The organism is Lysobacter sp. 1R34A (genome assembly GCF_051217035.1).
Classification (GTDB): domain Bacteria; phylum Pseudomonadota; class Gammaproteobacteria; order Xanthomonadales; family Xanthomonadaceae; genus Lysobacter.
The window spans coordinates 1-21,033 of the sequence record NZ_JBPKJP010000048.1 but is presented as its reverse complement, the minus strand read 5'-3'; the positions used below and the strand labels follow the sequence as shown (position 1 = coordinate 21,033).

At 68.3% G+C, this 21,033-nt stretch carries 17 protein-coding genes and 1 pseudogene; 10 read left to right on the top strand and 8 right to left on the bottom strand.

From position 1 onward, the window contains the following. Window positions 1-44 precede the first annotated feature (44 nt). The 7 genes from ACSAMQ_RS12315 to ACSAMQ_RS12285 all read left to right on the top strand — a co-directional run bounded on the left by ACSAMQ_RS12315 (window position 45) and on the right by ACSAMQ_RS12285 (window position 10,389). Entirely contained in the window at window positions 45-383 is a 339-nt protein-coding gene (locus ACSAMQ_RS12315; protein WP_031373127.1) for a P-II family nitrogen regulator, read from the top strand. Between the two features lie 71 nt (window positions 384-454). Then, on the top strand, window positions 455-1,777 hold the full coding sequence (locus ACSAMQ_RS12310) for an ammonium transporter (protein ID WP_435395925.1): 1,323 nt from the start codon (window positions 455-457) through the stop codon (window positions 1,775-1,777). A 263-nt stretch (window positions 1,778-2,040) separates the two neighbouring features. Continuing rightward, entirely contained in the window at window positions 2,041-2,892 is an 852-nt protein-coding gene (locus ACSAMQ_RS12305; RefSeq protein WP_435395914.1) for a helix-turn-helix transcriptional regulator, read from the top strand. A 24-nt stretch (window positions 2,893-2,916) separates the two neighbouring features. After that, window positions 2,917-3,276: a VOC family protein gene (locus tag ACSAMQ_RS12300; protein ID WP_435395913.1), complete on the top strand. Its 360-nt coding sequence runs from the start codon at window positions 2,917-2,919 to the stop codon at window positions 3,274-3,276. A 504-nt stretch (window positions 3,277-3,780) separates the two neighbouring features. Beyond that, window positions 3,781-5,163 carry a S8 family peptidase gene (locus tag ACSAMQ_RS12295; protein ID WP_435395912.1) on the top strand — a complete coding sequence of 461 codons (1,383 nt, stop codon included), beginning with the start codon at window positions 3,781-3,783 and terminating at the stop codon, window positions 5,161-5,163. 494 nt (window positions 5,164-5,657) lie between these two features. Then, complete coding sequence (locus ACSAMQ_RS12290) at window positions 5,658-8,336, top strand: TonB-dependent receptor (protein ID WP_435395911.1); 2,679 nt, start codon at window positions 5,658-5,660, stop codon at window positions 8,334-8,336. A gap of 490 nt (window positions 8,337-8,826) precedes the next feature. Next, a complete protein-coding gene (locus ACSAMQ_RS12285; protein WP_435395910.1) occupies window positions 8,827-10,389 on the top strand; it encodes a sodium/sugar symporter in 1,563 nt (520 codons plus the stop codon). Window positions 10,390-10,487: 98 nt separating this feature from the next. Here ACSAMQ_RS12285 and ACSAMQ_RS12280 read toward each other — a convergent pair whose 3' ends face one another. Further along, window positions 10,488-11,513: a LacI family DNA-binding transcriptional regulator gene (locus ACSAMQ_RS12280; RefSeq protein ID WP_057919500.1), complete on the bottom strand. Its 1,026-nt coding sequence runs from the start codon at window positions 11,511-11,513 to the stop codon at window positions 10,488-10,490. A gap of 146 nt (window positions 11,514-11,659) precedes the next feature. Between ACSAMQ_RS12280 and ACSAMQ_RS12275 the strand changes: the two genes are divergently transcribed. Both ACSAMQ_RS12275 and ACSAMQ_RS12270 read left to right on the top strand, forming a co-directional pair. After that, window positions 11,660-14,248: a glycoside hydrolase family 3 N-terminal domain-containing protein gene (locus ACSAMQ_RS12275; protein WP_435395909.1), complete on the top strand. Its 2,589-nt coding sequence runs from the start codon at window positions 11,660-11,662 to the stop codon at window positions 14,246-14,248. A 166-nt stretch (window positions 14,249-14,414) separates the two neighbouring features. Beyond that, complete coding sequence (locus tag ACSAMQ_RS12270; RefSeq protein ID WP_435395924.1) at window positions 14,415-14,984, top strand: response regulator transcription factor; 570 nt, start codon at window positions 14,415-14,417, stop codon at window positions 14,982-14,984. A gap of 320 nt (window positions 14,985-15,304) precedes the next feature. Here the strand turns inward: ACSAMQ_RS12270 and ACSAMQ_RS12265 are convergent, their stop codons facing one another. The 4 genes from ACSAMQ_RS12265 to ACSAMQ_RS12250 all read right to left on the bottom strand — a co-directional run bounded on the left by ACSAMQ_RS12265 (window position 15,305) and on the right by ACSAMQ_RS12250 (window position 17,600). Further along, complete coding sequence (locus ACSAMQ_RS12265) at window positions 15,305-15,760, bottom strand: copper chaperone PCu(A)C (RefSeq protein WP_435395908.1); 456 nt, start codon at window positions 15,758-15,760, stop codon at window positions 15,305-15,307. 7 nt (window positions 15,761-15,767) lie between these two features. After that, on the bottom strand, window positions 15,768-16,412 hold the full coding sequence (locus tag ACSAMQ_RS12260) for an SCO family protein (RefSeq protein WP_435395907.1): 645 nt from the start codon (window positions 16,410-16,412) through the stop codon (window positions 15,768-15,770). Window positions 16,413-16,492: 80 nt separating this feature from the next. Then, on the bottom strand, window positions 16,493-17,173 hold the full coding sequence (locus tag ACSAMQ_RS12255) for a hypothetical protein (protein WP_435395906.1): 681 nt from the start codon (window positions 17,171-17,173) through the stop codon (window positions 16,493-16,495). A gap of 106 nt (window positions 17,174-17,279) precedes the next feature. Beyond that, window positions 17,280-17,600, bottom strand: a complete 321-nt coding sequence (locus tag ACSAMQ_RS12250) for a hypothetical protein (protein WP_435395905.1) — start codon at window positions 17,598-17,600, stop codon at window positions 17,280-17,282. A gap of 264 nt (window positions 17,601-17,864) precedes the next feature. Between ACSAMQ_RS12250 and sctU the strand changes: the two genes are divergently transcribed. Then, window positions 17,865-18,974, top strand: coding sequence for a type III secretion system export apparatus subunit SctU (sctU, locus tag ACSAMQ_RS12245; protein WP_435395904.1), 1,110 nt, complete (start codon window positions 17,865-17,867; stop codon window positions 18,972-18,974). 339 nt (window positions 18,975-19,313) lie between these two features. Here sctU and sctT read toward each other — a convergent pair whose 3' ends face one another. The 3 genes and pseudogenes from sctT to ACSAMQ_RS12230 all read right to left on the bottom strand — a co-directional run. Beyond that, the gene (gene sctT, locus ACSAMQ_RS12240; protein ID WP_435395903.1) at window positions 19,314-20,102 is read right to left on the bottom strand and encodes a type III secretion system export apparatus subunit SctT; all 789 of its coding nucleotides are present in this window, start codon (window positions 20,100-20,102) and stop codon (window positions 19,314-19,316) included. Between the two features lie 31 nt (window positions 20,103-20,133). Then, window positions 20,134-20,400, bottom strand: coding sequence for a type III secretion system export apparatus subunit SctS (gene sctS, locus ACSAMQ_RS12235; protein ID WP_031373468.1), 267 nt, complete (start codon window positions 20,398-20,400; stop codon window positions 20,134-20,136). A 137-nt stretch (window positions 20,401-20,537) separates the two neighbouring features. Further along, a pseudogene (locus ACSAMQ_RS12230) lies at window positions 20,538-21,033 on the bottom strand (hypothetical protein); the annotation flags it as partial.

Sequence of the window (21,033 nt, the reverse complement as noted above, 5' to 3'; positions counted from 1 at the left end):
ACGCCCGGCGCACGACCGCACACGAACCACCACGGAGCCGCGAGATGAAACTGATCATTGCCATCATCCGCCCGTTCAAGCTCGACGAGGTGCGCGAAGCGCTGACCGAAGTCGGCGTGTCGGGCATCACCGTCACCGAAGTCAAAGGCTTCGGACGCCAGAAGGGCCACACCGAGCTGTACCGCGGCGCCGAGTACGTCGTCGATTTCCTGCCCAAACTCAAGATCGAGTGCGCCGTCCCCGACAGTCTGCTCGACGCGGCCCTGGAATCGATCCAGAACGCCGCCCGCACCGGCAAGGTCGGCGACGGAAAAATCATCGTCCTGCCGGTCGAGAACACGGTGCGCATCCGCACCGGCGAACTCGACGACGACGCCCTGTGACCCTCCACGCGAGAAACGAAATGAACCACACGATGATCGAATCCCGCTCGCGCGAGCGGATCGCAAGCCCCATGGCCCTGGCCGCCGCACCGGTGTTGGCGTTGTTGTCGGCCGGCGCCGCGCGGGCGCAGGAAACCGCCGCCGCGGCCGCGCCGGTGGTCGACAAGGGCGACGTCGCCTGGATGCTGACCTCGACCCTGCTGGTGCTGCTGATGACGGTGCCGGGCCTGGCCCTGTTCTACGGCGGCTTGGTGCGCTCCAAGAACGTCCTGTCGGTGTTGATGCAGGTGCTGGCGGTGTTCTCGCTGATCGTACTGCTGTGGGTGACTTACGGTTACTCGCTGGCGTTCGGCGGCGGCAACGCCTTCATCGGCACCTTCGACAAACTGTTCCTCAAGGGCGTCGACAAGGCCTCGCTCGCGGCCACCTTCACCGCCGGCGTGTCCCTGCCGGAGTACGTCTTCATCGCCTTCCAGTCGACCTTCGCCGGCATCACCGGCGCGCTGATCGTCGGCGCCTTCGCCGAGCGCATCAAGTTCTCGGCGGTGCTGCTGTTCTCGGCGATCTGGTTCACCTTCGCCTACCTGCCGATCGCGCACATGGTCTGGTACGGGCCCGACGGCTATCTGTTCGCCAAGGGCGCGATCGACTTCGCCGGCGGCACGGTGGTGCATATCAACGCCGGCATCGCCGGCCTGGTCGGCGCCTACTTCGTCGGCAAGCGGGTGGGCTACGGGCGCGAGGCGATCAAGCCGCACAACGTCACCTTCACCATGATCGGCGCGTCGCTGCTGTGGGTGGGCTGGTTCGGCTTCAATGCCGGCTCCAACCTCGAAGCCACCGCCGGCGCGGCGCTGGCCTTCCTCAACACCTTGCTGGCGACGGCCGCGGCGGCGCTGGCCTGGAGCCTGGTGGAGAAGGTGATCAAGGGCAAGCCGTCGATGCTCGGCGGCGCTTCGGGCGTGGTCGCCGGCCTGGTCGCGATCACCCCGGCCTGCGGCACGGTCGGTCCGTTCGGCGCGATCGCGATCGGCGCGATCGCCGGCGCCTTGTGCGTGTGGGGCGTGCACGGCCTCAAGCGCCTGTTGCGCGCCGACGACGCCCTCGACGTATTCGGCGTGCATGGCCTCGGCGGCATCATCGGCGCCTTGCTGACCGGCGTGTTCAGCTCGCCCACGCTCGGCGGCTTCGGCCTCGGTGCCGGCAACGACAGCATCGCCGAGCAGCTGGGCGTGCAGGCCCTGAGCGTCGGCATCACCGTGGTCTGGTCGGGCGTGGTCTCGGTGGTCGCCTTCGCGATCGTGAGGCTCGTGGTCGGTCTGCGCGTGCCGGAGGAATCCGAACGCGAAGGCCTGGATATCACGACTCATGGCGAGTCGGCTTACGAGAGTTGAGGGTTGTGTGAGGGAGAGTAAACAGGAGTGAGTGGGGAGGAGTGAGTAGGCAAGGCGAGCAAAGAGTAGGCAGGAACTAGGAACGAGTGGGCTGTTGGTCTAGGCGACGCCCCGAAGCGATACGGTATTGGCGCCGACCCCGCCTGATCCCGCCCGCCCCCTCGAGCCTCGTTCTCACTCCTCGCTTCTCACTCCTCTCCACACTGCCAAAGCGCGCAACCCGGTCATTGCCAGCGCTGCCGCCCGGGCCTAGCATCGGCGGCATGCAGATCATTCCGCTCAGCGAAGGCGCATCGCTCCACGCGGTCGACTACCGCTGCGGGGCGGGGCCGCGGGATGCGCCCTTCGTCGAGCGTCACCGCAGCCACTGCATTTCCTACGTGCGCCGCGGCAGCTTCGGCTATCGCGTGCGCGGCGAGGCCTACGAACTGGTCGCCGGCAGCGTGTTGGTCGGCCGTGCCGGCGACGAGTTCCTGTGTACCCACGAACACCACGGCTGCGGCGACGAATGCCTGTCGTTTCATCTGTCGCCGGCGCTCGTCGACGAACTCGGCGCGAACAGCGCGTTGTGGCGCGCCGGCGGCGTGCCGCCGTTGCCGGAACTGATGGTCTGGGGCGAACTCGCCCAGGCCGCGGCGGAGGGGCGCAGCGATCTCGGCGTCGATGAGGTCGGCCTGCTGTTGGCGCGGCGTTGCGTCGACACCGTCGATGGTGCGGCTGGCAAACGCCTGCGGCCGCGCGCCGCCGATCGGCGCCGCGCGGTCGAGGCGGCGATGTGGCTGGACGCGAACGCGCATCGCGCGGTCGGCCTCGACGACGGCGCGCGCATCGCCGGGATCAGCGCCTTCCATTTCCTGCGCCTGTTCGCCGATGCGCTCGGGGTCACTCCGCATCAATACCTGCTGCGTGCGCGCCTGCGCCGCGCCGCATCCTTGCTGGCCGACCCGCAGCGGCCGATTACCGAGGTCGCTTACGACAGCGGCTTCGCCGACTTGTCCAACTTCAGCCGCAGCTTCCATCGGGCCGCCGGGGTCTCGCCGCGCCGCTTCCGCCAGGCCGCGCGCGGCGACCGCAAGATTTTCCAAGAACGCATCGGCCGCGGCCCGGCAAGCTGACCTCCCTTTCGAGGAGGTTCCCTCATGTACGACCACGTCGGTTTGAAGGTACGCGATCTCGCCGCCAGCCTGAAGTTCTACCGTGCCGCATTGAAGCCGCTCGGCCACGTCGTCGGCTCCAGCGACGACAGCGGCGCCGGGCTCGGCCCGAAGGACGCGCCGGCACTGTGGCTGTATCCCGACGGCGATGCGCGCGGCGGTGCGCATGTCGCATTCCGCGCCGGCAGCCGCGCCGCCGTCGACGGCTTCCATCGCGAAGGCGTCAAGGCCGGCGGCCGCGACAACGGCGGCGCCGGGCTGCGCGAGGATTACGGCGCCGGCTATTACGCCGCGTTCCTGCTCGACCCCGACGGCCATAACGTCGAAGCGGTCTACATGGAGTAAGCCGACGAGACATTGGCCGTTGCCGTGGCCGCGACGCCGGCGCCGCGAGCGTGCCGGCGGCGCGACCGCGGCCGCCTGGGCGATGCGTCGTAAGCGGCTAACTTCTGCCGGCGCATCGGCCGGCGGGCCTAGGCGCGCCACTCTCGGTTGCAATTTTCCAATGGCGAAAAAATAGCCAGTCAGGATTTTCACGCCTGTCGTCGCAGTTCGAGCGTAGGCGCGAACGGCGCAGGTGCAGCGCATTCGTTCAGTCTCCGCGCGACATCGCGTTCGAATCCCATATCCATCCCGCTCGTTCACGAATGCGCTGTGATGCAGATGCATTTGCGTATTGCGCGTCCGGCGTCAGTGCCTAGGCTGCCTAGCGCGGACATAGCGCTGTGTCCGCGCCACGTCCGGACGCGCTCGCGCAAGACCGCAGTCCTCGAAACAGTCGATCGCGAGAGAGAACCAGGACGGTTCCGCCGCATACCGCGGCCTACGAAACCTCACGGGAGTTTCGCAATGTCTCAGCCATCAGTCTCCACCCTGCGCCGGCATGCGCTGGCGGTCGCCACCGTTTCCATCCTCCTCGCCGCGCCGGCGTTAGCCGCCGACCGCGTCAACCTCAGCAGTCTCGATCCCGACCGGCCGGTCGCCGGTTTCGTCGTCGCCTACAAGTCGGGCACGCCGAAAGCGCTCGACTTCCAGCGCGAACTCAGCACGGCCGTCGCCGTGCTCGGCCGCAAGGACCTGAGCGTCAAGCACGCCGGTCCGGTCTCGACCGGCGCCGAACTGATCGAAGTCAGCCGTCCGCTCGACGTGGTCGAAGCGACCACGCTGATGCAGCGGATCGCGGCCAATCCGGACGTCGAATACGTCGAGCCCAACTCGATCTTCCAGCCGATCCTGACCCCGAACGACCCGAGCTACCCCTCGCAATACGGCCTGCACGGCGTCGCCGGCGGCATTCGCGCCAACACCGCCTGGGACAACGGCTATCAGGGCCAGGGCAAGATCATCGCGGTGATCGACACCGGCATCACCGCGCATCCCGATCTCGCCGCCAACCTGACCTCGCCGGCCGGCTACGACTTCATCACCAACGTCGCCACCGCCAACGACGGCAACGCCCGCGACAGCAACCCGGCCGACCCCGGCGACTGGTGCGGCACCAATCCGTCGAGCTGGCACGGCACCCACGTCACCGGCATCGCCGCGGCGGTCACCAACAACGCGGTCGGCGTCGCCGGCACCGCGTTCCGTTCCAAGGTGCTGACCGCGCGCGCGCTCGGCAAGTGCGGCGGCACCCTGGTCGACATCGCCGATGCGATCACCTGGGCCTCGGGCGGCACCGTCGCCGGCGTGCCCGCGGTCGGCGCCAACAAGGCGGTGGTGATCAACCTCAGCCTCGGCGGCAGCGGCACCTGCAGCTCGACCTTCCAGAACGCGATCAACGGCGCGGTGTCGCGCGGGGTGACCGTGGTGGTCGCGGCCGGCAACAGCAACGCCAACGCGGCGAACTTCCAGCCGGCCAGCTGCCTTAACGTGATCACCGTCGGCGCCAGCACTTCGGCCGGCGGCAAGGCCAGCTTCTCCAACTGGGGCACCACATCGGTGGTCGACGTGGCGGCGCCGGGCGTGGGCATTCTGTCCACGCTCAACAACGGCACCACCACCCCGGGCGCAGCCAGCTACGCCAACTACAACGGCACCTCAATGGCGGCGCCGTTCGTGGCCGGGGTGGTGGCGTTGATGCAGTCCAAGCCCGCGCCGGACGAATCGCCGGCGGTGATCGAACGCCTGATCAAGTCCACCGCGCGTCCGTTCCCGGTGCCGCCGGTGCCGCCGCAGTTGATCGGCACCGGCATCGTCAATGCCGACGCCGCGACCGACGCGATGCCGTAGTCGGGTCCATCGTTCGCAAGGCACGCCCGGAACCCCGGCTTCGGCCGGGGTTCTTCGTCGGCGCGTCTCGCCGGAGGCGAGCGGCGAGGGCGTCGACGCGGCGTGCGCGAACGCGTGATGCATTGCGCAAACCGGTGCGCACCCGGCGCCGCGCAACGAACGTCGAGTGCCATCGGCGTCGTCGCCTGCGCCCCCGACTTTGGTTGCACGCCGGCAACGGCGGCGCGCGCATTGAAACCGCTTACGTGCCGGTGAACGCGCGTTGCGCGTGATCCGCATCACGCTCCCGCTAGACAGTCGTCCCGGCATCGGCACGAGCGTCGATCGAGCGTCGCAACCATGTTGCATCGCCGCATTCTGTCCTCAAGTTGACAGCGCTGTCATGGCCGCGCTACAAGCTTTCCGCACTGCCGCCGGTCCGACTTCGCGGCGCGCGCTCACACCACACACAACAACGATCGGCTCGCAGCCGGCCCCGGGGAGGGGATGTCCTGATGAACCTGCCTATGCACCAGCGTGTCCGCGGTTCGACCTTGAGTTTTGCGATCTTCGCCGCGCTGATGGCCGGCCATGCCGCCGCCCAGGACACCGCGTCGTCGCCCGCCGAGGCGCCCGCCGCATCGGGCAAGGAAGCCACCGACCTGGATTCGGTGATCGTCACCGTCGAACGCCGCGAGCAAAGCCTGCAGAAGTACGCCGGCACCGCGCAGGCCTTGTCGCAGGACGATCTGCGCGGGCTCGGCATCAATAACGAGCTGCGCCAGATGCAGGTCGCTGTGCCCGGCCTGAGCATCGCCAACCAGGAAGGCGCGACCGAAGTCTTCATTCGCGGCGTCGGCTCGTCCAACAACACCGAGCTCGGCGACCCGGGCGCCGCGCCGCACGTCAACGGCGCCTACATCCCGCGTCCGCGCGGCCTCGGCGGCATGTTCTACGACCTGGAACGGGTCGAGATCAACAAGGGTCCGCAAGGCACCTTGCGCGGCCGCAACGCGCTCGCCGGCACCCTCAACATCGTCACCAAGAAGCCCGAACTCGGCGGGCAGTTCAGCGGCTACGTGCAGGGCGAAGTCGGCAACCGCGACCAGAAGGGTTACGAGACCGCGCTCAACTTCCCGCTCGGCGAATACGCCGCGCTGCGTTTCGCCGGTTATCACATCGAGAAGAACGCCGGCTTCAAGAACGTCGGCCTGTGGCAGCACCTCGACCCGGCCGGCATCCAGGACGACAGCGCCGGACGCCTGTCGTTCCTGTACGAGCCCGACGACAAGCTGTCGGTGTTCGCGATGCTCGATGTCGGCCGCGAGCTCGGCACCGGCTATCCCGGCGCCGGCCTGTTCCGCGCCGCCGAGGAGGGCTATACCTCCGAAGACATCGACATGCGCGAGGTGATCTACCGCGGCGTGCAGGGCAAGGTCGACAACAAGCTGTGGGGCTTCCAGGGCACGGTGCGCTACGACTTCGGCGGCGTCGCCCTGGAGTACAACGGCAGCTACCGCGACGTCGACTATTTCCAGATCAACGCCGCCGCCGACGGCAACACCTGGCCGGGGCGCGACCTGCGCGCGCGTCCGCCGGGCGAGCCGGCGACCTGGGGCGGCATCGACTACGACAACTTCGGCACCAACTACCTGCAAGCGCGTTCGCAATCGCAGACCCACGAATTGCGCCTGTCGTCCGACGACGACGCGCGCTTCCGCTGGACCACCGGCGGTTTCTACTTCCACGAAAAGCAGCAGGTCGGTTTCTTCGCTCTCGCCGACAAGGGCGCGTTCTACTCGGGCACCGAATTCACCATGCCCGACGTGGACGGCAAATCCTGGGCGGCTTTCGGCGACGGCACCTTCGACGTCAACGAACGCCTGCGCGTCAAGGGCGGCGTGCGCTACACCGACGAGCGCAAGTCGCGCGACGGCATCGGCGGCAACTGGACCATCGGCCTGGGCGGCGACGGCGGCGTGTTCCAGACCCGCCTCGGCACCGAAGGCTTCAAGCCGACCCTGCTCGACCGGCCTTCGTTCGACGTGACCGGCCTGACCAGCAATGCCGACCTCGCCCGCTTCCTGCTGCAGGGCGTGCTGCAGGCCGGCGCGCGCGACACCATGCAGCAGCAACTGGCCGGAATCGTCGACGGCAGCCGCCCGAACGGCACCTGCGTCGACCGTCCCGACACCGGCGGCAACACCGTCAACTGCCCGGCCAACGGCCAGCACAGCTTCATCGCGCTCGGCGTGCCGTCGGCGCAGCACGGCTCCAGCGCCTTCGACTTCATCGACTGGCGCCTGGGCTTCGAGTACGACCTCAGCGAACGCAACCTGCTGTACGCGACCGTCTCCACCGGGCACAAGGCCGGCGGCTTCAACGACAGCTTCGACGTCAACGTGATTCCCGAAACCTACAAGCCGGAGAAACTGACCGCGTTCGAGATCGGCTCGAAGAACTCGTTCGAGTTCCTCGGCCGCACCTCGACCTTCAACGTCAGCGGCTTCTACTACGACTACGACGACCAGGTCTTCCAGGACCTCAGCGTGATCGCTTTCAATCCGGACGGCGAAGCCACCGGTTTCGCCCTGGTCAACCGCAACGTCGGCAAGTCCGAGCTGTACGGCATCGAGGCCGAGAGCCGGCTCCGCTTCGGCGGCGGCTTCACCCTCGACCTCAACGCGCTGTACCTGGAGACCGAGATCAAGGAAGGCATGGTCGCCGACGTGCGCAGCCAGGACTTCGGCAACGGCGGCATCACCTCGCAGATCGACCTGTCCGGCAACGACCTGCCGCTGTCCTCGAAGTACACCTTCAACGCGCGTCTGCAACAGGCCATCGAGTTCTCGCGCGGCACCTTCGACTGGCAAGTGCTGGCCGCGTATCGCTCCTCGTTCTTCCTGACCCAGTACAACGACCGCGAGGTGGTGTTCCTGCGCGACACCGCCGGCACCGTCGACCGCATCGAGGACTCGGCGACCGCGGGCTTCCCGGACGAGCAGAAGGGCTTCACCCAGATCAACGCCGGCGCCGGCTTCACCACGCTCGACGGGGCCTGGCGCGTCGAAGTCTGGGGCAGCAACCTGACCAACAAGGACGTGTCGCAGAAGGCCCTGGTCGGTTCCGGCGTCAACACCCGCTTCCTCAACGATGCGCGCAGCTACGGCGTGCGGGTGCGCTGGAACTTCTGATGGCGGCAGCGCCCTGTCCCAAGCCCTGCGCTCCGTCCCGCACGAACCCCCACGTCGTGCGGGCGGGGCGCTGGGTGCCGGCGGCGGGTGCAGGCGAAGGCCGGACGGTGCTGACCTCGTCGCTCATCCGTCATCGCCGCAAAGGCGGAAGTCGCTCTACTTCGGCGATAGCCGCGTATCCAAGGACTTCAGCGCCGCGCTTCGCTCGTCATTTCCGCCTTCGCGGGAAGGACGCCTGGCGGGCTTCGCGGGTGGATCTCGGCTCAGGCTGGCCTGGAGAGATCGATGCGGTGGACGTATCCGGCTTCTTAGTTGGGCCGGCATCGGCGCGACCGCCTCGGTGCCAGGCCCGTCCCCGGCATGCCTCCTCTCCGATACGCCCAATCGCCACTGCAATCGAATTCATGCACTCACAGCGGCCGCAGCCGTGGCCGCGCCCTGCGGCAGCGGGTAGAACGGCGAAGACACCGCCCCGGACAGACAGGACCGCATGAAACTCTCCCTGCTCGACACCCTCATCGTCCTGGTCTACCTGGCCGGCGTCTTCGCTCTCGCGCAGTGGGTCTCGCGCGAGAAGGCCGGGCACGAGAAAACCGCGAAGGACTACTTCCTCGCCAGCAAGGCGCTGCCGTGGTGGGCGATCGGCGCTTCGCTGATCGCCGCCAACATCTCCGCCGAACAGATCATCGGCATGTCGGGCTCCGGTTACGCGCTGGGCCTGGCGATCGCCTCCTACGAATGGATGGCCGCTGCGACCCTGCTCGTGGTCGGCAAGTTCTTCCTGCCGATCTTCCTGCGCAATGGCATCTACACCATGCCGCAGTTCCTGGAAGAACGTTACGGCAACCGCATCCGCACCCTGATGGCGGTGTTCTGGCTCGGCTTGTACGTGTTCGTCAACCTGACCTCGATCCTGTGGCTGGGGTCGCTGGCGATCGTGCAGGTGACCGGCATGGACCAGATGCTGGCGTTGAGCCTGCTCGGCGGTTTCGCCCTGGCCTATCAGCTCTACGGCGGGCTCAAGGCGGTCGCGCTGACCGACATCGTGCAGGTCTCGCTGCTGGTGCTCGGCGGCCTGCTGGTGGCCGGGCTGACCTTGAGCAAGATCGGAGACGGCGCCGGCATCGTCGCCGGCTTCAAGACGCTGTGGGCGACGCATCCGGAACATTTCAAGATGATCCTGCCGCCGGACAGCCCGTTCTACAAGGACCTGCCGGGCATCGGCGTGCTGGTCGGCGGCCTGTGGGTGGCGCACGTCAGCTACTGGGGCTTCAACCAATACATCATCCAGCGCGCCCTGGCCGCCAAGGACCTGCGCGAGGCGCAGAAGGGCATCGTGTTCGCGGCGATCCTCAAGCTGGTGCTGCCGGTCATCGTGGTGCTGCCGGGCATCGCCGCGGTGATGCTGGCGCCGGGCCTGGAGCGCAACGACGACGCCTATCCGGCGATGATGGCGCTGCTGCCGACCGGCGCGCTGGGCCTGGTGTTCGCGGCGCTGATCGCGGCGATCGTGGCCTCGCTGGCGTCGAAGATCAATTCGGTCGCGACCATTTTCACCCTGGATTTCTATGCCAAGCATCGTCCCGATGCGTCCGAGCGCAAGCTGGTGCGGATCGGCCGCATCGCCGCGGCGGTGTCGATCGTGATCGGCATCCTGACCGCGCGGCCTCTGCTCGGCAGCTTCGATCAGGGCTTCCAGTACATCCAGGAATACACCGGTTTCTTCACTCCGGGCATCGTGGTGATCTTCGTGCTGGGCCTGTTCTGGAAGCGCGCCAACGAAGCCGGCGCGCTTGCCGCGGCGGTAGGCTCACTGGCGCTGTCGATCCTGCTCAAGCAGGTCTGGCCCGAGTTGCCTTTCGTCAACCGGGTCGGCGTGGTGTTCGTGCTGGCGGCGATCCTGGCCGTCGCGGTGTCGCTGTCGACGCCGTCCGGCGCCGGCCGCGACCGTATCGCCACCGACGGCGTCAGCTATGCCACCGCGCCTTCGTTCAACATCGCCGCGGTCGCCGTGCTGGCGATCCTGGTCGCGCTGTACACCTTGTTCTGGTGAGTGCGGTTGTTCCGGTGAGCGCGGCGGCTCTGGCGAGGGCGCGTACGCGAGTCCCGCGCTCCGCGGCGGTCCTTTCCTCGCACCGCTTGCGCGCCGGTTCAACGCCGGCGCGTGCGGCCCTTGCCGATCGGCCCGGTCGACTGGCGCAGCTGCAGCTCGTAGCCGGCGGTGATCATCTGGCCGCCGTCGGGCGCCTTGATGCGCTTGAACAGCTCGTGGGTCGCCAGGCGGCCCATCTCGCGGGTCGGCTGGCGCACCGTGGTCAGCGGCGGATAGATCTGGCGCGCGATCGGCGTGTCGTCGAAGCCGCACACCGAGACGTCGCCCGGGATCGACAAGCCCATCTCGCTGGCGGTGCGGATGGTGCCCGCGGCCATGTCGTCGTTGGCGGCGAAGATCGCGGTCGGCCGGTCGGCCATCAACAGCAGGCGCTGGGCGCAGATCGCGCCGGTGTCGTAATGGAAGTCGCCGTCGATCACCAACTCGGGATCGTAGGCGATGCCGGCCGCGGCGAGCCCGTCGCGGTAACCGTTCAAGCGCCACTGGCTGGCGCCGTGCTCGGGATGGCCCTTGATGTGGGCGATGCGGCGATGGCCGAGCGAGACCAGGTGGGCCATCATCTCGCGCACCGCGCGTTCCTCGTCGAGCACCACGCCGATGCGGCCGCCGCGCAGCTTCGGGGAAATATTGGCGTAGGGAATCCCGAGCTGGCCCAGGCGCTTCATCAGGCCGGGGTGATCGGTCAGCGGCGGGGTCAGCACCAGGCCGTCGGCGCGCGAGTGCTGGATGATCTCGTCGACGTGGGCGAGGAACTTGCGTTCGCCGTAGGTCACCGGTGCGAGCATCAGGTTGTAGTGATGAGCGATGCAGGCATCGAGCATGCCGGCCTGCACTTCCATCAGATAGTTGCTCGAGGGATTGTCGTAGAGCAGCGCGACCAGGAACGAACGCTGGCCGGCGAGGCTGCGCGCGGATGGATTGGGACGGTACTGCAACTTGCGCGCGGCGGCTTCGACGCGCTTGCGCGTCTCCTCGCTGACGTTCGGTTCCTGGTTGAGTACGCGCGAGACGGTCTTCATCGACACGCCCGCCGCTTCCGCTACATCTTCGATGCGTACTCGCATGACCGGTCGTTTCCCTTGCCGCGTGTTCCGCGCATTTTGCCAGAATACGCGCCGAATACTCATCTATCGCGCGCGACGACGACGAACGGATTCGCAGATCGCGTCCCGTTTCGCGCCCCAACGCATCGCCCCAACAGGAGTGAACCATGAATGCATCGACGAGCGAACGCGTTCGCGCCGCGGTTCCATCGATCCAGGCGCGCCGGCCGCGGCGCGGCTGGCGGCTGTGCGCGCTCGCCCTGGCCTTGCTGCCGGCCCTGGCCGCCGCGGCCAACGGCGCGGCGACGATCGACCCGGCCCACTGGCCGGCGCTGAAGGCGCCGATCCCGCGCGACGAGGCGCTGGAGCGGCGCATCGTCGAGCTGATGGCGAAGATGAGTGTGGAGGAGAAAGTCGGCCAGATCGTCCAAGCCGACATCAACAGCGCCTCGCCCGAGGACGTGCGCAAATACCACCTGGGCTCGATCTTGGCCGGCGGCAACTCCGAACCCGGCGGCATTTCCGAGCCCGGGGGGCGCTACGACGCGCCGCCGCAGGAGTGGCTCGACATCGCCGACCGCTTCTATGCGGCCTCGATGGACGTCAGCGACGGCAAGGTCGCGATCCCGATCCTGTTCGGCATCGACGCGGTGCACGGCCACAATAATCTGATCGGCGCGACCCTGTTCCCGCACAACATCGGCCTGGGCGCGACCCGCAACCCCGAGCTGATCCGGCGCATCGGCGAGGTCACCGCGGCGGAAGTGCGCGCGACCGGCATGGAATGGACCTTCGCGCCGACCCTGACGGTTCCGCGCGACGACCGCTGGGGCCGCACCTACGAAGGCTATTCGGAAGACCCGCGGGTCGTCGCCAGTTACGCCGCCGCGGCGATCGAAGGCCTGCAGGGCAAGCTGGGCACCAAGCAGTTCCTCGACGGCGCACACGTGATCGCCACCGCCAAGCATTTCCTCGCCGACGGCGGGACTTTCGAGGGCCGCGACCAGGGCGACGCGCGCATCGGCGAGGCCGAACTGCGCGACGTGCACGGCGCCGGTTATCCGCCCGCGCTGGATGCCGGCGCACAGACGGTGATGGCTTCGTTCTCGAGCTGGCAGGGCCAGAAGATGCACGGCAACCAGGCGTTGCTGACCCAGGTGCTGAAGCAGCGCATGGGCTTCGACGGCTTCGTGGTCGGCGACTGGAACGCGCATGGCCAACTGACCGGGTGCAGCAACGACAATTGTGCGGCGGCGTTCAACGCCGGCGTCGACATGCTGATGGCGCCCGACAGTTGGCGCGGCTATTACGACAACGCGCTCAAGCAAGTGCGCAGCGGCGAGATCCCGATGGCGCGGCTCGACGACGCGGTCGCGCGGATTCTGCGGGTCAAGCTGCGCTTGGGTCTGTTCGAAGCCGGCGCGCCGTCCAAGCGCCCGCTCGGCGGCAAGTTCGAACTGCTCGGCAGCCCCGAGCACCGCGCGGTCGCGCGCCAGGCGGTGCGCGAATCGCTGGTGCTGCTGAAGAATCAGCGCGGCCTGCTGCCGTTGCGGCCGCAGCAGCGCATCCTGGTGGCCGGCGACGGCGCCGACGACATCGCCAAGCAGTCCGGCGGCTGGACCTTGAACTGGCAGGGCACCGGCCTGAAGCCGGCCGACTTCCCGAATGCGCAATCGATCTGGTCGGGCCTGCGCGAGCGCATCCAGGCCGCCGGCGGCCAGGCCGAACTCGCCGTGGACGGGCAGTACAAGCACAAGCCCGACGTCGCCATCGTCGTCTACGGCGAGGACCCGTACGCCGAATTCCAGGGCGACCTGCGCACGCTCGCGTTCCGGCCGACCCGCAACCCCGAACTCGAGCTGATCCAGCGTTTGAAGGCGCAGGGTATCGCGGTGGTCAGCGTGTTGCTGTCGGGCCGGCCGCTGTGGGTCAATCGCGAGATCAACGCGTCCGATGCCTTCGTCGCCGCGTGGTTGCCGGGCTCTGAAGGCGGCGGCGTCGCCGATGTGCTGTTGCGCGACGCCAAGGGCGGCATCCCCTACGACTTCAAGGGCAAGCTGCCTTACTCGTGGCCGAAGACCGCGGTGCAGGTGGTCAACGTCGGCGATAAGAACTACGCGCCGCAGTTCGCCTTCGGCTATGGCCTCAGTTATGCCCGCGGCGGCGAGGTCGCGGCCTTGCCGGAAGACCCGGGCACGACCGACCTCGACCAGCGTTCGATGCAGTTCCTCGGCCGCGGCGCCTTGCCGCGCGCCTGGCGTCTGCGCGTGGCTTCGCAAGGCCAGCACAGCGAAGCGAGCAAGCCGCCGTTGGCGACCGCGAATCGCGCGCTGGCGATCACCGCGGTCGACCATCAGGCGCAGGAAGACGCCTGGCGCCTGCAATGGAACGGCGATGCGACGGTGGAGTGGGTCGCCGACACGCCGGTCGAACTGGTGCGCGAGACCAACGGCGACGTGCAGTTGCTGATCGGCCTCAAGGTCGATGCGGTCGGCGCCGGCGAAACCAATCTGATCGCCGCCTGCGGCCCGAAATGCGAGTCCAAGGTACCGTTCGGCGATACCTTGCGCGGCCTGCCGCGCGGCCAGTGGCTGCGGATCGGCGTGCCGCTGAAGTGCGTGCGTGCCGGCGGCGCCGACATGGCCAAGCTCGAGGTGCCGTTCGGCCTGCAGGCTTCGGCCGGCACCACCATCACCCTGCACGAAGTGGCCTACGGCACCGACGCCGAGCGGGTCGTCGACTGCAAACGCCAGTAAGCGGCCGGTTCGAAGCGGCTGAGGTCCGGGTCGTCGCTCGAGCCCCTCTCCCGTCCGCGGGAGAGGGGTTGGGGCGAGGGCCACCACAGCCTGGACATTTTGTCCTGTGGCAGTTTGCCGCAGGACCGCCGCGCGGCCATCGACTAGGATGCCGCGCATGAACGCAATGAGCAGTGCACGCCCGCTCCTCAGCGGCCTGATCGTCGACGACGACCCGGCCTATGCCGCGACCCTGCAGCGCAGCCTCGGTCGTCGCGGCGTCGACACCCGCATCGCGGCGAGCGTCGCCGGGACCCTGGACCTCGCCCTGCATCAGGTGCCGGCCTTCGCCCTGATCGACCTCAAGCTGGGCCACGAATCCGGCCTGCAGTTGATCCGGCCCCTGCGCGAATTGCGCGCCGACATGCGCATCGTGCTGGTGACCGGTTACGCCAGCGTCGCCACCGCGGTCGATGCGATCAAGCGCGGCGCCGACGATTACCTGCCCAAGCCGGCGAGCATCTCGAACATCCTCGCCGTGCTCGGCCTGGAGTCGCAGGACACGCCCCTGGTGCTGCCTGCGCCGGAGACGATGATGCCGTTGCGGCGGATGGAGTGGGAGCACATCCAGCAGGCCCTCAACGATACCGGCGGCAACATCTCCGCCACCGCCCGTCTGCTCGGCATGCATCGGCGTTCGCTGCAGCGCAAGCTGGGCAAACGACCGGGGCCAGAGCGTGGGTTGATCGGGTTTTGAAGTCTGGATTTGAGGTTGGGAGGCTTGGAGCCCGGGACTCGGGACTCGGGACTCGGGATGCGGGATGCGGTTCGCGACGAATCGGTAAGGCACTGTAGGAGCGACGTAAGTCGCGACCCAGGGACGCGCAGAGACAACAACGCCGATGCCGACCATCGAAGCGGCGTATCTTCGCGGGAGTAGGAGCGGCGCAAGCCGCGACCGCGAATCTGCCCTTGCCGGCGCGGGCGATCGGGGTTGCGCGGTCGCGGCTTACGCCGCTCCTACAAAGGACTTAAGCCCGCATCGGTCCTATCCTCGCTTGCGCCGCACGCCGCCGGTCACGGCGCGCCCGCGCCCAGCGCACGCACGGCCGCCTGTACGCGGGTCTCGCTGCGCCGCCCCGCGGCATCCTCGAACACCAAGGTGATCGGCACTTGCTCGCCGGCCGCCAGCGGCCGCTTCAGGCCGATCAGCATGATGTGGTACCCGCCCGGCGCCAGCGCCACGCTGCGGCCGCGCGGCAGCGCCACCGCGGCCACTTCGCGCATGCGCATCATCTGGCCCTGCATCGCCATCTCGTGCACTTCGGTGGCGTCCGCGACGTCCGAGCGCGCCGCGACCAGGCGCAGGTCGGTGCGCGCGGTCAGGCGCATGAAGGCACCGGTCGCCTGTTGCTGCGGCACGCTCGCGCGCACCCACGGCGATTCGACCGCGACCGGCGGCGGTTGCGCCACGGCGTTCGCGCTCAGCAGCAGGGCCGCGGCGAGGGCGGCAAGCGGACGGATCGAGGTCATGGCGTTCTCACAGAAGCTGGCGGAGATCGTGCACGCAGTCCTGCGCGCTCTGTTCGTGGCGCAGCGCCAGGCGGATCGCGCCGGTGGCGTCGAAGACGTAGCTCAGCGCGGAATGATCGATGGTGTAGGACCGGCCGGTCGGTACCTTCGCGTAGACCACGCGGAAGGCCTTGGCGGTCTGCGCGGTGCGCTCAAGGTCCCCGTACAGGCCGAGGAAGCTCGGGTCGAAGGCCCGGGTGTAGGCCTCCAGCACTTTCGGCGTGTCGCGCTCGGGGTCGACGGTGATGAAAATCACTTGCAGGCGTTCGGCCTCGGCGCCGAGCCGTTTGCGGATCTGCACCGCGCGGGTCAGCGCGGTCGGACACACGTCGGGGCACTGGGTGAAGCCGAAGAACACCATCGCCAGCTTGCCTCGGAAGTCGGCGAGCGAGCGTTCGCGGCCCTGCGGGTCGAGCAGGCGGAAGTCGTTGGCGAAATCGCGGCCGCTCAGGTCGATGCCGTGCACGGAGAGCGGCTTGGGACGATCGCAGGCTGAAAGCAGGCCGCCGCAGGCCGACAGCAGGCCGGTGGCGGCGAAGCCGGCGAGCAGGCGCCGGCGCGGAGCCGAATGCGGTGTCGGCGCGATGGCGGATGGCAACGGGCGTCGGGACACGGCCCACCTCGTCTGAGCGAAGGTGGGCATTGCAGCATCGCCGCGGCGCGGGCGGATGTGGTCGAGTGTCGCAGCGCCGGCTACAGGTCGCGCACCACCCAGCCGCTCGGATGCGAGGACTCGTCGGCGGCGAGCGCGGCCTGGGCGACGGCGTCGGGCGACTGGCCGGCGCGCCAGGCCGAGGCGATCGCGGCGAGACGGTCGCGGGTGGCGCGGGTGTAGGCGCCTTCGAGTTCGTTCTGGGCGTCGGCGGCGAGCTTCTGCGGATACAGGGTGCGGGCGTCTTCGCTGCGGTTGAGCAGGGCGATCAGGCGCGACAGCGCGGTGCGGAAGGTCGCCGCGCCGAGCGCAGTGCGCTGGGTGCGCTGCAGATGCCAGACGGTGAGGTATTCGACCGGGCCGAGCAGGCGCCGCGGCGTGGCGCCGAAGAAATGCCCGGACAGCGAGCTGACCGCGACGGGGCCGGTCGAGTCGGGCAGGCGAGTGGCGCCCCAGGAGCTCAATGCGCCGCCGGGCAGGTCCATGCGCCGCAGGGCGGTGCCGAAGGTGTCGGCGATCAGGCGCTGGGCGCGTGCGTCGTCGCTTTCGGCGATGACGCCGAGTAAACGGATGAATAAGGGATAGCGGTCCTCGCCGAGGCGGCGCACGACGCGCTTGAGCACGGTCAGGCGGTACTCGGGGTCGCTGTGCGCGGCGAGCGCGGACACCAGGCGGTCGGCGCCGGCGCGCAGGGCTTCGGGAGTGGGGCTGGCTTCGGTCACGGCAAGTCGGTCGCGGCGTGCCGCGGCGGGCGCGGCGATCGGACGGGAAGGAGGACTAGCCTAGCCCAGGCCGGTGCGCTGCGGCGTCGAGCGCCGCCGGGGCAGTTCAGCTCAGCGAATCGAGGACGGCGTCGGCGCCGTGGTCGGCGGCCGAGGACAGGTCCATCTGGCCGAGCTGGTGTTCGAAGCCGGGGTCGCCGGCGAGCAGGCGTTCGCCGGCGGGGACCTCGCTCCAGGCATCGGCATTGAGCACGTCCTCGCCCTGATCGACCGCGGGCGGTGCGTAGGCCGGGATGGTCTCGGCGACCTGGGGAGCGTGCTGGATCTGCTCTTGCGGGGTCGGCTCGCGTCCGCGCAGGTGCTCGAGCGCAGCTTGCCCGTCGAGGCTGCTGCGGTCGATTCGCGGGTCGTTGCCGATCGTGCTCATGCGGGGCAGGTTACGGGTGAAGTCGGGGGGATGGGCGAAATGTAGCGCCGGGGGCCGAAGCGGCCAACTCGGGATGACCCTAGGTCGTCGAGGACCCGTTCATCCGCGCCATGTCCGGTCTGCCGCAGGCGGCTGCGCCGCAGCGAGCCCGGACGGCCGGGCCGGCCCGCGCACTGTATCGAGTTCGCATTTGGCGTGTGCCGGCACGACCCGTTTTCGCAGGCCCGTGCTAGCCTCGACCCCCTCTCGCTGGAAGGGCCGCGCATGGCGAAGGACCAGGGCGCCGACAAGACCGAACCGCCTACCCAAAAACGGATCCGGGACGCCCGCAAGCAGGGCAACGTCGCCAAGAGCAAGGAGCTGACCAGCACCGTGCTGGTGCTCGGCTGGGTGGTGTGCGGCTGGATGATGCTCGACTTCATGCGGATGAAGCTGATCCGCCTGTTCGAGACCAGCCTGAAGGCGATCAACCAGCCCTTCGGCGACGCCTTGCGCGAGGTCGGCTCGACCGCCTTCGACACCTTGCTGTGGCTGTCGCTACCGTTGCTGGCGACGGCGGTGTTCCTGGGCGTGATCATCGAGTTCCTGCAGATCGGCCCGATCCTGACCCTGGACAAGCTCAAGCCCAACCTGGAGAAGCTGAACCCGGCCGACGGCGTGAAGAAGATGTTCTCGATGGACAACCTCGTCGAGCTGGTCAAGTCGGTGATCAAGAGCGCGGCGCTGATCGGCATCGGCGTGTTCGTGCTCTACAAGATGCTGGCCCAGCTGATGCTGCTGCCGTACGCGCCGCCGGCGGCGATGGGCGCGGGCATCTGGCACGGCCTGATCCGGATCGGCATCTGGACCATCTTCGTGTTCTTCTTCGTCTCCGCCATCGACGTGTGGTACCAGAAGTTCGCCTACACCAAGCAGTTGCGCATGAGTCGCCGCGACATCCAGCAGGAGGTCAAGGAGAACGAGGGCGACCCGCACGTGAAGAACCGGCGGCGGCAGTTGCATCAGGAGTGGTCGCAGCAGAACATGCTCAATGCCGTCCGCCAATCGAATGTCGTCGTGACCAACCCCACCCACATCGCCATCGCCCTGCAGTACGAACACGGCGTCACCGATCTGCCGGTGGTGGTGGCCAAGGGCGAGGGCTACATGGCCGAGCAGATCAAGCGCACCGCGGCCGAGGCCGGCGTGCCGATCCTGCAGAACGTCGAGCTGGCGCGCGGCCTCAACGAGCACGTGGCCCTGGACGACTACATCGGCAACGAGTTCTTCGAGGCCGTGGCCGAAGTGCTGCACTGGGCCGAAAGCGTGCGCCGCCTGCGCGACGGCGACGACAGCGAAATGGAACTGCCGCCGCCGCTCGACGACCCGCGCTGAGGTGCAAGCGGTCCGCGCCCGTCCGCGGTGACGGTTCGTCGTTGTGAGCCGACGACGCGAAGCAGGGCAAAGAGCATCCCCCCGCCCGCTGCGCCGCCGTTCGCCCCCTGTCAGAGGGGACAACAGCATGCGCCTGGGAAGTCGCGGTTGGCTCGGGGTTGCGCAGCGGTTGCCGATCGGCGTCGTCCGTTCTTGCTTGCCGAAGCGGGTGCGCATCCCGATGCCGTTCCCCGAGACCCGTGCCGTTCCCCCTTTGAGAAGGGGGCAGGGGAGATTTGCGCTTGCCTTGGCTTGCTTTGCTTTTCCCCGGTCCCGCAAAGACAACCCGCAGCCACTCCGCTACGCAGTGAACACGCGGTTCAAGGCGTCCAGCAGGCCGCGGTTGTCGTTGAGGCGGTCGAGCACGATCTCGACGTAGACGCCGAGCATCAGCAGGATGATCCAGGTCGCCAGCCAGGCCTTGATCGGCATGGTGATGGTGAACACGTTGAGCTGCGGGGCGAAACGGTTGACCAGGCCGAAGGTCAGGTCGATCAGCAGCAGCACCACCATCGCCGGCGCGGCCAGCACCAGCAAGGCGGTCATCAGATAACTGAACTGACCGACGAAGAGCTCCATGCCGACCGCGTGCAGGGTCGGGAAGTAGGACGTCACCGGCCACATCGCATAGCTCGACAGCAGCAGGTCGAGGAACACCAGGAACGCGCCGCTGGCCATGAACAGCCAGGCCGCGAACTGCGACAGAAAGCTGCCGTGCAGCGAGGCCTGGTGGCCCTGGATCGGGTCGAACACTTGCGCCAGGGTCATGCCGACCTGGGTGTCGATGATGTTGCCGGCGGCGCTGATCGCCCAGAACACCATGCCGAAGCAGAAGCCGATCGAGATGCCGATGAACAGCTCCTTGAGGATGATCGGCGCCCAGTCGAGCGTGCCCAGCGAGTGCAGGGGCACGCCGTTCACCGCCACCGGGATCGCGATGATGGCCAGGCTGACCATGAAGCTGTTGCGCACCAGCGGCGGCATGTTCTCCGAGGTCAGCAGCGGCAGCATCATGAACGCGCCGATCACGCGCGGCAGCACCAGGCCCAGCGCGAGCATCAGGTTGGTGACGGAATCGAAGTTGATCATGCGCCGGTCGCGCGGGGCTCACCGGCGCGCATCAATGCCGGACCATGCCCGGGAAGTCGATGAAGATGCGGTCGGCGAAGGTGTACAGGGTGCCGCCGATCATCGACGCGGTCACGAACAAGGTCACCACGATCACGGTGAACTTGATCGCGTAGGCGAAGGTCTGTTCCTGCAGCTGGGTGGCGGCCTGGATGAAGGCCACCACCAGGCCGACCACGGCCGCCGCGACCACCGGTGGACCCGACAGCAGCAGCGTCAGCCACAGCGCCTGCTTGGTCAGTTCGAGCATGTCACCCATGGTTCGGGACTCGGGACGTGGGACTGGGGACTCGGAAGCCGGCGCGGACAGATGAGGTTCCGGTGGGAGCCCGCAAGTGCGGTTCGACCGCTCTGGCGAGTCCCGAGTCCCGAGCCCCGAGTCCCGCTGGACGAAGTTCAGCCGCCATAAGTAAGCACCAACCCATGCACCAGCTTGGCCCAGCCGCCGATCAGCACGAACAGCAGCAGCTTGAACGGCAGCGACACGGTGGTGGGCGACAGCATCATCATGCCGAGCGACAGCAGGATGTTGGACACGACCAGGTCGATGATCAGGAACGGCAGGAAGATCAGGAAGCCGATCTGGAACGCGGCGGTGAGTTCGCTGACGGTGAACGCCGGGATCACCACGATGAAGTCGTTGACCGAGATGTCGCCGCGCGAGGCCGGCGGCAGCAGGCGCTGCGCGCTGCGCAGGAAGAACGCGCGCTCGGCGTCGCTGGAGTGCTTGATCAGGAAGCCGCGCAGCGGTTCCTTGCCGGCATCCATCATCGCCGGCGGGCGCGGGGTGTCCATCTTGCCGCCGCCGCCGGGCGGGGGCGGGGCCGGTTTTTTCGCCGCCGCGGTCGCGGCGGGGGCCGCAGCTGCAGGCGCCGGGGTGGCCGCGGGTGTC

Coding starts and splice junctions, on each gene's coding strand:
- sctS (WP_031373468.1), bottom strand. CDS start 20,400: ATGGGTGACATGCTCGAACTGACCAAGCAGGCGCTGTGGCTGACGCTG.
- ACSAMQ_RS12270 (WP_435395924.1), top strand. CDS start 14,415: ATGAGCAGTGCACGCCCGCTCCTCAGCGGCCTGATCGTCGACGACGAC.
- ACSAMQ_RS12300 (WP_435395913.1), top strand. CDS start 2,917: ATGTACGACCACGTCGGTTTGAAGGTACGCGATCTCGCCGCCAGCCTG.
- ACSAMQ_RS12280 (WP_057919500.1), bottom strand. CDS start 11,513: ATGCGAGTACGCATCGAAGATGTAGCGGAAGCGGCGGGCGTGTCGATG.
- sctT (WP_435395903.1), bottom strand. CDS start 20,102: ATGATCAACTTCGATTCCGTCACCAACCTGATGCTCGCGCTGGGCCTG.
- ACSAMQ_RS12315 (WP_031373127.1), top strand. CDS start 45: ATGAAACTGATCATTGCCATCATCCGCCCGTTCAAGCTCGACGAGGTG.
- ACSAMQ_RS12250 (WP_435395905.1), bottom strand. CDS start 17,600: ATGAGCACGATCGGCAACGACCCGCGAATCGACCGCAGCAGCCTCGAC.
- ACSAMQ_RS12265 (WP_435395908.1), bottom strand. CDS start 15,760: ATGACCTCGATCCGTCCGCTTGCCGCCCTCGCCGCGGCCCTGCTGCTG.
- sctU (WP_435395904.1), top strand. CDS start 17,865: ATGGCGAAGGACCAGGGCGCCGACAAGACCGAACCGCCTACCCAAAAA.
- ACSAMQ_RS12305 (WP_435395914.1), top strand. CDS start 2,041: ATGCAGATCATTCCGCTCAGCGAAGGCGCATCGCTCCACGCGGTCGAC.
- ACSAMQ_RS12290 (WP_435395911.1), top strand. CDS start 5,658: ATGAACCTGCCTATGCACCAGCGTGTCCGCGGTTCGACCTTGAGTTTT.
- ACSAMQ_RS12275 (WP_435395909.1), top strand. CDS start 11,660: ATGAATGCATCGACGAGCGAACGCGTTCGCGCCGCGGTTCCATCGATC.
- ACSAMQ_RS12310 (WP_435395925.1), top strand. CDS start 455: ATGGCCCTGGCCGCCGCACCGGTGTTGGCGTTGTTGTCGGCCGGCGCC.
- ACSAMQ_RS12295 (WP_435395912.1), top strand. CDS start 3,781: ATGTCTCAGCCATCAGTCTCCACCCTGCGCCGGCATGCGCTGGCGGTC.
- ACSAMQ_RS12285 (WP_435395910.1), top strand. CDS start 8,827: ATGAAACTCTCCCTGCTCGACACCCTCATCGTCCTGGTCTACCTGGCC.